The organism is Bradyrhizobium sp. Pha-3 (genome assembly GCF_042258615.1).
GTDB lineage: Bacteria > Pseudomonadota > Alphaproteobacteria > Rhizobiales > Xanthobacteraceae > Bradyrhizobium.
The window spans coordinates 6,336,021-6,349,182 of sequence record NZ_CP170152.1; the positions used below are offsets into that span (position 1 = coordinate 6,336,021).

Annotated in this window: 9 protein-coding genes; 3 read left to right on the forward strand and 6 right to left on the reverse strand. The window is 64.3% G+C overall.

The genetic code is table 11. From position 1 onward, the window contains the following. Positions 1–96 precede the first annotated feature (96 nt). The 5 genes from ACE10Z_RS29980 to ACE10Z_RS30000 form a co-directional block, all read right to left on the reverse strand. Positions 97–1,539: a calcium-binding protein gene (locus ACE10Z_RS29980; RefSeq protein WP_375783982.1), complete on the reverse strand. Its 1,443-nt coding sequence runs from the start codon at positions 1,537–1,539 to the stop codon at positions 97–99. 670 nt (positions 1,540–2,209) lie between these two features. Beyond that, positions 2,210–3,364, reverse strand: coding sequence for a glycosyltransferase (locus ACE10Z_RS29985; RefSeq protein ID WP_375783983.1), 1,155 nt, complete (start codon positions 3,362–3,364; stop codon positions 2,210–2,212). Then, positions 3,361–5,355 (reverse strand): alginate lyase family protein, encoded by a 1,995-nt coding sequence (locus ACE10Z_RS29990; RefSeq protein WP_375783984.1) that lies wholly within the window; start codon positions 5,353–5,355, stop codon positions 3,361–3,363. The genes ACE10Z_RS29985 and ACE10Z_RS29990 overlap by 4 nt, the downstream gene beginning before the upstream one ends. Continuing rightward, on the reverse strand, positions 5,352–7,538 hold the full coding sequence (locus tag ACE10Z_RS29995) for a bi-domain-containing oxidoreductase (protein WP_375783985.1): 2,187 nt from the start codon (positions 7,536–7,538) through the stop codon (positions 5,352–5,354). Before ACE10Z_RS29995 ends, ACE10Z_RS29990 begins: the two co-directional genes overlap by 4 nt. 111 nt (positions 7,539–7,649) lie before the next feature. After that, complete coding sequence (locus tag ACE10Z_RS30000; protein WP_375783986.1) at positions 7,650–8,888, reverse strand: glycosyl hydrolase; 1,239 nt, start codon at positions 8,886–8,888, stop codon at positions 7,650–7,652. Positions 8,889–9,005: 117 nt separating this feature from the next. On the opposite strand from ACE10Z_RS30000, the gene ACE10Z_RS30005 reads away from it, so the two are divergent. The 3 genes from ACE10Z_RS30005 to ACE10Z_RS30015 all read left to right on the forward strand — a co-directional run bounded on the left by ACE10Z_RS30005 (position 9,006) and on the right by ACE10Z_RS30015 (position 12,425). Continuing rightward, positions 9,006–10,316: a glycosyltransferase family 4 protein gene (locus ACE10Z_RS30005; RefSeq protein ID WP_375783987.1), complete on the forward strand. Its 1,311-nt coding sequence runs from the start codon at positions 9,006–9,008 to the stop codon at positions 10,314–10,316. Between the two features lie 73 nt (positions 10,317–10,389). Continuing rightward, positions 10,390–11,700, forward strand: a complete 1,311-nt coding sequence (locus ACE10Z_RS30010; RefSeq protein WP_375783988.1) for a nucleotide sugar dehydrogenase — start codon at positions 10,390–10,392, stop codon at positions 11,698–11,700. An 8-nt stretch (positions 11,701–11,708) separates the two neighbouring features. After that, positions 11,709–12,425, forward strand: a complete 717-nt coding sequence (locus tag ACE10Z_RS30015; protein WP_375783989.1) for a class I SAM-dependent methyltransferase — start codon at positions 11,709–11,711, stop codon at positions 12,423–12,425. Positions 12,426–12,446: 21 nt separating this feature from the next. Here ACE10Z_RS30015 and ACE10Z_RS30020 read toward each other — a convergent pair whose 3' ends face one another. Beyond that, positions 12,447–13,118, reverse strand: a complete 672-nt coding sequence (locus ACE10Z_RS30020; protein ID WP_375783990.1) for a class I SAM-dependent methyltransferase — start codon at positions 13,116–13,118, stop codon at positions 12,447–12,449. Between the last annotated feature and the right edge of the window lie 44 nt (positions 13,119–13,162).

The window sequence follows — 13,162 nt, forward strand, 5'->3', positions numbered from 1 at the left end:
CAGACGACATTCAGAACGCCATCAGCCACCAGAAAAAAGCGCCGCCTCAACGCGGGTTGAGGCGGCGCCTTAGCTCAGTGCAGAAGACCTAGGATCTTACAGCTTGGTCGAGTGACCATCGTTGAAGATCAGGTATTCGATGTTGCTGATCTGGGTCACCTGGCCATTGCTGAAGTTGACGTCCAGAGAACCATCCTTGCCCGCGGTGATACCGGTCACATCGGTCGAGGCGTGATCCAGGAAGGTCAGCGAATCCTTGCTGCCGCCACCGCCGTCAATGGTGTCGCTGCTGTGGAGGTTGGACAGGTAGAAGTAGTCCTGACCATTGCCGCCGACCATCGAGGCCGTACCGGTCGCGGAGCCGACGAACGACGAACCATCGTTGCCGCCGATCAGCGTCTGGTTGCCCGAGCCGGCAACCATCGTATCGTGGCCGGAGCCGCCATACAGCGTGTCGTTGCCGGCACCGCCATAGAGCGAGTCGTTGCCGTCACCGCCGTAGAGCGACGTCGCGTGCGACGCATCGCTGCCGGAGTAGAGGACGTCCTTGCCGCTGCCGCCGTACTCGGCAACAGTTCCGGTACCGCCGACCAGCAGGTCGTTGCCGGCGCCGCCATACAGCGTGTCGGCACCCGCACCGCCGTACAGCGAGTCGTTGCCGGCACCGCCATCCAGGATCGAGCCGTGCGAGGCATCCGAGTTCGAGTAGAGCGCGTCGTTGCCTGCACCGCCATAGAGCTGGTTGTTGCCCGAGCCGCCGATCAGGACGTCATTGCCCTTGCCGCCGTCAAGAACCTGGTTGCCCGAACCGCCGGTCAGTGTGTCGTTGCCGTCGCCGCCGAACAGGCGATCATTGCCGGCACCGCCGTACAGCGCATCGTTGCCCTTGCCGCCATCCAGCGTGCTGGAATTGCCAGCAGTGCTGCCGGACACCAGCACGTCGTTGCCGGTACCGCCATTCAGCTCGGACGAGCTGCCGCCGTAGAGCGTGTCGCTGCCGGAGCCACCGTTCAAGGTGTCGGCACCGGTGCCGAACAGCAGATCGTTGCCCTTGCCGCCATCGAGCGTGCTGTGACCGGAGACGTTGTCGATCAGCACGTCGTTGCCGTTGCCGCCGTCGATCGAATCGTGACCCGCACCACCGAAGATCGTGTCGTTGCCGTTGCCGGCCAAAACGGTGGTGTCACCGGTGTTGTTGAGGAAGATCTGATCGTTGCCGTTGCCGGTCGCGACCAGCACCGGGGTGCTGCCGTTGACCGTCAGCGTCACGTTCTTGCTGGTGTCTTCGATGATCGCCTTCAGGTTGGCGTCGGTCGTAACAGTGTTATTCGGATTGGTCTCGATAAGAACATTGGCTTCCGGGTCGGGATTGCTGATGCCAGCGCCCACCTGCACCGGGATCGCGGTGCCGTCATCCGGACTGGTGTATCCGATGCCCGCGTTGATCAGATAGTCAAGAATCTGTTGTTGGGTTGCGTGATCGATCGAGGAGTGGATCGCGTGTTTCAGGTCAGTCTGGTCGAGATTGTAAGTCGCCATCGATGTAGCCCCTGCTTGGGATACGAGGATTCAAGCCGCTCGCCCGCACGTAAGCTGTTGAATCACAACTGGTTTGTTGCGACGCAGCTCAAATGTGGACACACGTTACGAACTTGTTAAGTTCATTGTTAAGACCGCAATACCGGAGTGTCAATCAGCAATGCGCTATTAACGTCCGGCTCCATGAGACTTTTGTGAGACTTAGCACCATCGCGGCCGCGGACTAACATTCAGCGCAGGCAGCTCGCAAATGTTAGCCGCGATGCAAAAAAAGGGTAGTGATTATACGGGGTTTCATCCGGTCCCAAGATGGCGCCAGGGCGCGGGATTTCGCAGCCTTTGCGCGCCCTTCGACGCGATTTTCCGATCTGAAAAAATATTTCTGCGCCGCGTGAGAGCTTTTTCAGAAAAGCGTCAAACTTCACAACCGGCCGCAAGCGAGCGGCGTTAGGCCGGGGTCTGGTTGCAGGTTGCGAGCGCCAAGCGAGCGAAAACCGCGGAATCGATCACAGAATCGAGCAATTCGGCCGCCCGGCCAAGGCCGGAGCGGAGCCAGGTCAAGCGCCCGATATAACGAATTAACATCAGATTCGTCGTAACCCGTTAGGGACAGGAGCGCGGCGACGGCAAGACGGCGCCCGATCACGGGCGAAGCAACCGTCTGCGGCAATCATCCAGCGGCGGCGCGCGCGTAGATGGCCTCGAGCAGCCGCAGATTCTCGTCCGGCGCGTAGCGCTCGAGATAGGCGGTCCGTGCAGCCTGCCCCCATGTCGTTGCAAGATCGGAGGCGCCCAGAAGCTCAACAATCCATCGTTTGAGCCCGGCCGCATCGCCCGGTGGCACCAATGCGCCGGTCCTGCCGGCACTCACCACCTCGGCAAGTCCGCCGATCTCGGATGCGATCACCGGCGTGCCCTGTGCAAAAGCCTCGACCACGACCATCGGAAATCCCTCGTACCATAGCGACGGTACGACCAACGCCCGGGCACTCGCCATTTCCCGAAGCACGTCAGCGCGCGGGAGGGCGCCGAGGAACCTGACATTGGCGGGCGCCCGAGCCTCAAGCGCAGCGCGCTCCGGTCCCTCACCGACGATCCGCAACGGCACGCCGGTCCCCGCAACAGCGTCGAGCAGCACGCCCACGCCCTTCTCGCGGCTCAACCGTCCGACATAGAGCAGCCCTGTGCGCGGTACCGCCGGATCGGGCGCACCCGGATCGGCCATGAAGTTCGGTTTCACATCGATCCGGCCGGCATCGAAGCCTGCCTGCGTGAACAACGTCCGGGCAAACTGTGTCAGCGCAATCAGGCGCAGACCGGGACGCGTCCAGGTGCCACGGCGCTGGTGCCGCGCGATCATGTAGGCCGAGGCCAGCGAGCCCGGCAGCGATCCGCGGTAGCAGCGATGAGCAGCGCCCCAGAGATGGCCGCGGTCCAGGCATTTGTGGCAGATGCGGCCGTCACGCAGCAGCATGCCGCCGGTGCAGATGCTGCGATAATTGTGCAGGGTCACCACCGCAGGCACGCGCTGTTGCCGGCAGACATCGAACACGGCGGGCGAGAGCAGCGGGAAGAAATTGTGGACGTGGACGATGTCGGGGCGAAAGCGGCCGATCGCCTCCGCCACGGCCCGCTTTCCCTCCGCATTATCGGCGATCGACAGCGTCGTCGCGATCCGCGCGGCAAACGAATTGATCGCTTCATTGCTGACCGTGAGCGTCTCGACGCTGTGTCCGGCGTTGCGCAACAAATCGACTTCCGCTTCGAACACGACGTCTTCGCCGCCGCGTCCCTGGTACCTGTTGTGAGCGACCAGGATCTTCATGATCGGCGTGCCGGCTCGGGAAACCAGCGCAGCTCCGTCACCAGGCTTTGGCCGGCGGCCAGCGTTCCGGAGCCGATCAGCGTCGTCGCCGGCACCTTGAGATCGAACGACGGAGAATACCAGCCGGCCGGCATGGTTTCGTCGCCGCGATACACTGCCCAGTCGAGCGCCGCCGGCAGCTCGAGCTCGCCGCGTCCGCCGGGCCATGACAGGCGCGCGTTACGCCCTTCGAGCTTGCATTCGACGTCGGGACCGAGATGCCAGCTGAGGCTCGCCGGCACCGCAAGCCCTTCACCGGCAAGCACAATATCGGTGACGACAAGCCGCGCCGCCTGACGCTGCAATTGCACCGAACGGCGATGCACGAGACGATCTGCCGTGTCCTGATATCCCGAATGCTCCGCGACCCAGCTTGCGTCCGCATCACGATCGTCCAGGCCACTCGATGCGATCAGCCGGCTCTGCGCATGCCGCGTCCAGAGAAACGGGCCGCCCGACACCGACTGGTCGCGCCCGAACAGGCAGAGCGTGTTGTGCGCCAGCGTGGAACGGAAATAGGCACGCCATCGCGGATCGCCGTGATAGCAATAGGTGCCGGGGTCGGCGAGGATATCGACCCCGCCGATCCTGCACTCGAGCGACAGCGCATCCGCATGCGCATGTCCCGCAATGCGGCCGAAGCCATGCGGGCCGTGATCGCAGCGGCACCACACCGCTCGGTCGGCATCGACGAGAAAGGTCTGTCCCGCCTCATCAAGCAAATGCGGGCGGCGGGCGGGGCGCGCGGCGATCGCACGCGCCTTGATGCCGTCGGCCAGAAAAAACGTGCGCAGGTCGGGCTCCGGCAGCTTGGGCCACCACGGCAGCTCGCCGAACAGGCGCGCGCCGGTGGCGAGCAGACCGAGCCAGCGATTGCAGGCCGGATCGTCGAGCAGCAGGCCAACGCCCTCGTCGCCATCACCCTGACGCGGAGGATGCGCGCGATCGTCGAGCATCACGGCAATGACGTCGCTCATGCGGCACATCGTGGTCCAGACCACGTCGCCCAGCTGGTGCCCGGACGCTTCGCCCTGCACCGCCGCGGCCAGCAGCAGTTCGAGGACAAAGCCGTGATAGTCAGTCGCGAGCTCACGGTTGCTACCGCAGGCGAAGGTCTGCGCAACAGCTTCGTCCGCCAGCATGCTGGCGGCATTCTGGCGCCACAGCGCGCTCTCGCGGAAAAACGGAAACACACAGGCCGCCACGAACTGCCCGGCAGCCTCCGCGATGATGTGATTGTTGGCGGAGGAGCCGCGGCTGGGGAACTGCGACAACCAGTATTGATGCGCGTAAAGCTGCGTCAGGAACTGCTCGTTGTCCTCGAACAATGCGGGCGCGCCGGGCCAGTTCTGCATCAGCTCGCGTACCCAGGCCCACGAGATCAGCCGTACGCCGAGCTCGATGCCGCTGATCCAGTGCGGGCCGCGCGGAAACGGATTTTCGCGCCACCAGCTTGTGAGATGCGCGGCCACGCGCCTGGCGTAGCGTTCGTCCGAGGTGAGGTAATACGCCGACGCGAGCAAGGTGAGATGGTGGTGACGCGACGGTTCCCAGATGTATTTGATGTTCCCGACCGCGGCCTCGTCGCGATAGGGCACCGCAAACGCGTACATGTCCGCAGGCGCCCGCTTGCCGCTTCTGATATCGACGAACCAGTCCGGCCGTTCGCCCAGGGCACCATGATCTCTGGCGAAAACCCGCCAATGTCCGGCGAGAATCCGGTCGGCAGCATGGATCAGCCGCCCGGTGGCCTGCTGCGGAGCGTGCGCCGGCAACGGCAGCGGCTTCAGCCGCGGCTGCCGCGGGCCCGGGGCCAGCCTGGCGCTGGCGTGTCGTGCGATATCGGGCGGCGTGATGCGCCAGAGCAGGCGCAATGCCTGGTCGTTCACTCGTCCCGCAAGCTCGGACGGCTCCATGCGCTGCAGCCTGCGCAGATACCAGGCCGGATTCATCTCAACGCAGTCGCGGCGGGTGCGACGCCCTGCTCTGCTGCGCCGATCGTCAGATCGACCGGCATCCCGGCGGCTGCGCTCTCCTGCACCGCGAGCGTTGCACGGGTGGTCGCAAGCAGAGATTCGAGCCCGATCGGCATCGCGGCCCCCGATGCGACCGCCGCGATGAAGGCATCCAGCATCGGCCGCTGCCCCTTGTCGAGCCGCGCTTTCTTCGCGGTCCGCTGTCCGGCGTGCCAGACCTCGAAGCCCGAGAAATTGTCAAAGGCAGCAAAACCGGTGCTTGCCGATATTTCGAGCGCCTCCTTCGGCACACGCGGATCTCCGCCGGTGAGATAGCTGAGGCTCGCAACCGACCCGTCGGCGAAGTCGAACGTGGCGACGAGATTGTCGACATCTTTGCCCGCGGTGCTCGCGGAGACGCGCACCGGCTCGGCGCCGAGCAACCAGGACAACACATCGATGAAGTGCCCGCCCTCGCCGACGAAGCGGCTGCCCTCGCTCTCGGTCTGCAGATACCAGGACGATTTCTCCAGCGGGCCGGCGATGACGCGATATTGCAGGGCCTGCGGCCCCGCCGGCGCGAACGCCGCGCGCATGCCCTGCAACAGCGGCGAGAAGCGCCGGTTGAAGCCGACCATCAGCCTGTTGTTGCCGGTCTCGCGGATCGCCTGCTCCACCTGATCGAGCGCGTCTGTGTCGATCGCCAGCGGCTTCTCGACAAACACTGCCTTGCCGGCGCGCAGCGCTTGGATCGCGAGGTCGGCGTGGGAGGCGTGGCGCGTCGCGATCAGCACGGCATCGATGTCGTCGGCCTCGAGCACCGAGGCCGCATCCGTCGAGGCGCGCGCGAAGCCGAACTTGCGCACCGCGGTGGCGCCGCTCAGGCCGGTATTGGTGGCGACCTCGACGAGATCGACGCGCGCGTGACTCGCCAGCTGCGGCAACAACATGCTGGAGGCATAGTTGCCCGCGCCGATGACGCCGAGCCGGACCCGGCCGCTGCGCAGCGCAACGGCCGGCCGATAGACCATCTGCATCGCGCGGGGAGCGGCGTCCGGATAGGCGAACACCATGCCAAGGCCTACCTCGCCCCGGCTCATGCGCTCGAATGCCGACGTCGCCTGCTCCAGCGGCACCACTTCGGAAATCAGCGAGGAAAAATCGAGCCGCCCATCGGCGAGCAGCGCGACGATCGCCTCCATGTTGCGCTTCTCGGTCCAGCGCACATGGCCGATCGGATAGTCGATGCCGCCCTCCTCGTAGAGCGGATCGTAGCGGCCGGGGCCGTAGGAGCGCGAGAATCGAACGTCGAGCTCCTTGTCGTAGAATTCGTTCCACGGCAGGTTCAGCGTGCATTTGCCGATGTCGACGATGCGGCCGCGGTCACGCAGCAACGCGGCCGAACGCGACGCGAGATCGGGATCGTCGCTGCCCGCCGTGATGAACACGCAATCGGCACCGTTGCCTGCGGTCAGCTGATCGATCCGGGTGCGAAACCCGGCCGCTGTATCATCCGATGCAACCGCGCAGACCGCGGCGCCCGCCGCCTCCGCCTGACGGCAGCGCGCCTCCAGCCGGTCGAGCCCAACGACCACGACACCGGCGCTGCGCAGCAGGCGCACCATGATCTGCCCGATCAGGCCGAGGCCGATCACGCAGGCGCTCTCGCCGAAACCGATCTCCGACTGGCGCATCGCCTGCAGCGCGATCGAGGCGATCGTGGTGAACGCGGCCTGGTCGAGCGCGGCACGGTCCGGCAGCGGCACGCAGAGGTTCACCGGCACCCAATTATATTCAGCATGGGTTGCATATTGATTGCCGCCACAGCAGACCGGCTGTCCGACCGAGAAGCCGCCGACGCCCTCGCCCACCTCCACGACGGTGCCCGACAGCGAATAACCGAGCGGCGTGTAGGAATCGAGGCGGTTCATCACCTTCTGATAGGTCGCAAGCAATCCCTGCTGGCGGACCGAGCGCACCACCTTGGCAACCTGGTCAGGTCGCGCGCGCGCCTTGCCGAGCAGCGACAGGCGACCCTCGGTGAATTTCATCAACTCGGTGCCGGTCGACACCGCCGAAAATGCCGTGCGCACCAAAACCCCGCCGGGGCGGCAGCGCGGCGCCGGCACGTCGATCAGCTTGAGCTCGCCGCTCTTATAGTTTTGCGCGATCTGCTTCACAGTCGGTCAATCGCCTCAAGTTAACAGTGCCCGTTGTATCGCGCCCACCGCCCGCAATGAAGCCGGGAACATCGTCATAGTTATCTCATCGCGGAGGATTTAACATCGTTATCATTGCAGCAACAGGACCGGTTTGGCCGATATCTCGACCTCACCGTTCGCTACGGCTCCTTCGCCACCGTCGAGGCCCTGGTAACGGCTAAAACGCGGATCGACCCGATAAATGGACCGCCCGTTGGTCGTCCATAGGATCAGACCGCTGCGGCCATCCTTCATGCGGAGATCGACGCGCCAGATCGACGGCGACGTCCTGTCTGCCGCCACAACGCTGGCGCCCACCAACCATGATTGGACCGTGCGATAGGCAATTCCGCTCGGAAGCAGCCCGCGCGCCCGATCCCACAATTTGCCGAAGTCGCTGCCGCCGCCGGCGAACTCGTACCAATAGAACCGGTCGACACCGCTGATCCACTTCAGGATATAGGCGCGCGCCAGACAGCCATCCGGGTTGTCCTCGCGGGACGACCAGCCGGCCTCGGTGTCCCAGATCGGCCTTGTGGAGAGATCGTGCGCGGCGAGGATCTGCTTGAAGCGGGCGATGACCCCGATCACCGCTTCGGGTTCGCTCGTATAGCCATGGAAGGCGAAGACGTCGGCATATTGTCCGCCGCCTTGCGCCATGAAGGCCTGTTGCCAACGATAGCCGTCCGGCGTGCCGTTGGACGACGGTGTCAGCACAGTTAGGGCGGGATCGCTGGCCTTGATGATCTCGTAGGCCCGTTTCTGCATCTGGACCATGGTCGCGATATCGCCCGAGTAATATTTGGGATCCTCGGGCTCGTTCCAGATTTCCCAGTATTTGATGCGGCCGGCAGCGCGCGTCACGGCCGCGCGCACCCATTCATCCCACGATGCGAGATCGGCAGGCGGCGAGCTTGCGCCCGGCGTGAATGCCGGCGGCGCATCCTTCACCGATGCGGCCCAACGCGGCGTGAAGGCAAGATTGAGCACGATATCGACGTGCTCGCGCTCCGCCGCCGCCAGAATGGCGTCGAAGCGCGCCCAATTGTAGATGCCGGGTGCCGGGTTGATCTGCGCCCAGTAGATCGCGCCCCACAGGCGAACGCCGTCAAATTTGAGCGCCGGCCATGGCTGCGACTGCCCGATCGCATTGATCGTCATGCCGAAAAGCGTCGGCGGGATCGCCACGTTCACATGGCTCACATTGAGCACATCGTTTGCGGCCGCACCGGCCCACTGCAGCGGCCATTTGTGAGCCAGCGGCGCCAGCGCACTCAAAACCAGTGCGATCAACGCTCTTTGTGCCCAATCCCTCACTTTACCTGCCATGTCCGTGTCTCGTCGCTGTCACATCCGCGGCGGGATTGCAAAATGGAAGCTGCGTATGTTAATGCCGATGTTAGTTCGATTGTGATCTTGTTAGGTCAATGGTATAGATCATCGCAGATGTCGAGAGCTGAACCATCACCGCGGCGGATCCTGATCATCGTCGAGAACCTTCCGGTTCCTTTCGACCGCAGGGTGTGGTGCGAGGCAACGTCGCTGCGCAAGGCGGGCTATGAAGTTTCGGTGATCTGCCCGAAGGGCCGCGGCCATGACGAGCCTTACGAATGCCTCGAGGGCATTCACATTTACCGCCATCCGATGCCGCTGGAAGCGCGCGGGATCGCCGCCTATCTGATCGAATATCCGGTCGCGCTGTTCTGGGAGACGTGGCTTGCGATCAAGGTGGCGTGGAAGCACGGCTTCGACGTCATCCATGGCTGCAATCCGCCCGACCTAATCTTCCTGATCGGCCTGCTGTTCAAGCTCGGCGGCAAGCGCTTCGTGTTCGATCATCACGACGTCAATCCCGAGCTCTACGAAGCAAAATTCGGCCGCCGGGACTTTTTCTGGCATCTGCTGCGGCTGGTCGAATATCTCACCTTCAAGACCGCAAGCATCTCGATCGCGACCAACGAATCCTATCGCGAGATCGCGATCACCCGCGGCCGGATGCCGGCCAACCGGGTTTTCGTGGTGCGCTCCGGCCCCAATCTCGACCGGGTGCGCTCCCGCCCCGCCGATCCGAGCTGGCGCCGTGGCCGGCGCTACAGCGTCGGCTATGTCGGCGTGATCGGCCAGTCGGAAGGCATCGATCTCCTGCTGCAGTCGATCGGCCACATCGTGCACGATCTCGGCCGTACCGACATCCAGTTCAACATCGCCGGCACCGGGCCGGAGTGGAATGCGGTGATCAAGCTCTGCGAAGAGATGCAGCTTTCCGACTACGTGAATTTCACCGGCGCTATCGCCGACGAGGCTCTGTTCACGATGCTCTCGACCGCAGATGTCTGCGTCAATCCGGATCGCGTCACGCCGATGAACGACATCTCCACCATGAACAAGATCATGGAGTATATGGCGCTCGGACGGCCGATCGTTCAGTTCGAGGTTCGCGAAGGCCGGCGCTCCGCGCTCGACGCCTCGCTCTATGCGGCGAAGAACGAACCGCAGGATTTCGCCGGCAAGATCGTCACGCTGATCGATGATCCGTCGCTACGGCAGACGATGGGGGCATTTGGCCGCAGCCGCGTCGAGCGCGAATTGTCCTGGACGCACGAGGAGCCGAAGCTGCTCGCCGCCTATGAGGCGTTGTTCGCCAGGAAGCTCCGCTGGCAGAGCCGCGCCCCACGCGCGAGCGCGACCGCGGAGCGGTCGACCTCGCAGGCGTCTGGTGTCAACGCCAATGCAGCCGCCGGGCGGGCATCGCGTTGAACGCCCTGCCGCCTCACTCACGCGAAACGCGACACGGCCACGCGCAGGTCGCTGGATTGTTGAAGGTCGAAGCATGAACGTCAGCATTTTCGGCCTCGGCTATGTCGGAACGGTCTGCGCCGCCTGTTTCACCGAGCTCGGCCACCAGATCATCGGCGTCGACAAGAGCGTCGACAAGGTCGACCTGATCCGCAAGGGCCGATCGCCGGTCATCGAGCCGGGCATCTCGGACAAGGTGGCGCACGCGGTGGCAACGGGTCAGTTGACCGCAACCACCGACGCCACCGAGGCGATCGTCAACAGCGACATATCGATGGTTTGCGTCGGCACGCCGTCGTCGGGCAACGGCAATCTCGACCTGACCGCGATCCGGCAGGTCGCCATCGAGATCGGCCGCGGGCTGCGGGCAAAGAACGCGCCGCATACCGTGACGATCCGCTCCACCGTGCTGCCCGGCACCACCCGCGACACCGTCGGGCCGCTGATCGAGGAAGCCTCCGGCAACAAGATCGGACGCGATTTCGACCTCGCCTTCAATCCGGAGTTCCTGCGCGAAGGCAGCGCCATTGCCGACTTCAACGCGCCATCGAAGACCGTGGTCGGCGCCTTCAATCAGGAGACCGCCGACCGCGTCATGGCGCTCTACAAGGATCTGCCGGGCGCCAAGATTACCCCGCCGGTCGAGACCGCCGAGCTGGTGAAATATGTCGACAACAGCTGGCACGCGCTGAAGGTCAGCTTCGCCAACGAGATCGGCACCATCGCAAAGACGCTCGGCATCGACGGCCGCGACGTCATGAACATCTTCCTGCAGGACACCAGGCTCAACATCTCGCCGGCCTATCTGCGGCCCGGTTTTGCCTTCGGCGGCTCCTGCCTGCCCAAGGATGTCAAGGCGCTGAAGCACCTCGCGCGCAGCCGTGGACTGTCGACGCCCGTGCTCGAAAGCATCCTGCCGAGCAACGACATGATCATGTCGCGCGGCGCCGACTGGATCCTGTCGCATGACGGCCGCCGCATCGCGTTCCTCGGCATCAGCTTCAAGGCCGGCACCGACGATGTCCGCGACAGCCCCTTCGTCGAGCTGGTCAAGAGCCTGCGCGGTGAACAGCGCGATATCCGGATCTACGACCCCAACGTACAGCTGTCGCAACTGATCGGCGCCAACCGCGACTTTCTGATGCGCAACCCGGAGCTGGTCGGTTTGCTGCATGACGACGTGACGGCGACGATCGAATGGGCCGACATCATCGTGCTGACGACGGCAGATCCGCGCTTCGTTGCGGCGCTGAAGGCAACCCGGCCCGACCAGGTCGTGCTCGAACTGTCTGATATCGGATTGCCCGACGAGGTGCGCGCCAGAGTGAGCGGCTTCCACTGGTAGGGAATACCATGGCCACCATGGCCCAGACCCGCGACCGACCCGAAATCCGCTTTCACGACGAGATCTCGTCGGGGTGGGATAAACTGCATCGGAGCCGTACCTTCAAGGCGCGCACGGCCGCGATGTTCGATCTGCTCGGGAACGCGGACCTCAATGGCCAACGCTGGCTGGATGCAGGTTGCGGCACCGGAACGCTCTCCTGTCTGCTCGCCGCGCGCGGCTGCGACGTCACCGGCGTCGACGCCTCGTCGGAGATGATTGCGGCAGCACGCGGCCGCTCCGATGGCCCGCTGGCCGGACAGTTCAAATTCCAGCAAATCCCGACGATCGCAAACCTGCCGTTTGCGGATCGATCCTTCGACGGCGTGCTCTGCGCGAGCGTGCTGGAGTATGTCCCCGACGTGGCGCAGTGCCTCGCCCAGATCCATCGCGTGCTCAGGCCCGGCGGACTGTTGCTGGTCTCGATCCCCAATCGCGGATCGCTGCTGCGCCAGGGCTACAAGCTCGCGCATGCGGCCTCGTCGCGCGTGTCGGCACGGCCGCTGTTTCGCTACCTCGCCTTTTCCAAGTTCGAAACCACGCCGGTCGTCATGCAGGGCCTGCTGCGGCAGCATGGCCTCACCACGCTCGGCGCCAGCTTTGCCGGCTCCCCGCTCCCGCCGGCGCTCGACCGCCGGCCCGCGGTCGGCACGCTGATCAATATTCTCGCCCGCCGCGACGATTGATGCGGCGGGCAGATGCCCGCTTCACGCCTTGATCGCCATCAGCGACTTGGTCATGCCGAGATATCGCTCGCGATAGATCTTCGCGTCCGGAAACGACTCGATCATCTCGCCCCAGTCGAACAGGTGCCAGTCGGGCGCGGTGCGCTTGAACCAGAAGCGGTTGAACTTCTCGATCAGTGCGATTTGCTGTCGCCTCGGCAACAGGACGATGATTCCGGGCAGCCAGGTATGGCTCTCGATCGGAAAATACCGGTACGGCGTCTGCACGTAGAACGACTTCGCCACCCTCGAGATCTCACCGGCAAAGCGGTTCTGGTGCTCGCGCGCGACATTTCTGAATGCCGTATCGCTCTCGATCGTCACGACGGCCTGCTTCGGCCCGGTGACATGCTCGATCACCGACGAGCAGAAGCAGAAGTCGAACGCCTGATCCTCGAACGGCAGGCGTTCGGTCTCCCGCAGCAGCACCGTCTTGAACCCGAACCGCTCGCGCGCGACGCTCAGATCGTCAGCGGAGATATCGCAAACCGTGACATCGGTATGGCGCGGCAGGATCGCGCGAATGTGCCGGCCGGTGCCGCCGCCGAGATCGAGGATCTTTGCGTCGAGTGGCAGGTTCACGGTGCGGACGAGGAACTCGCCGCGCCGCTTGCGTGCTGCACCGGAAAATCGGGCTTGAATTGCGCCCAGCAATGTCAGTCTCCTGCTACCGGTCGCGTCGGTCTAGCACAGCACGC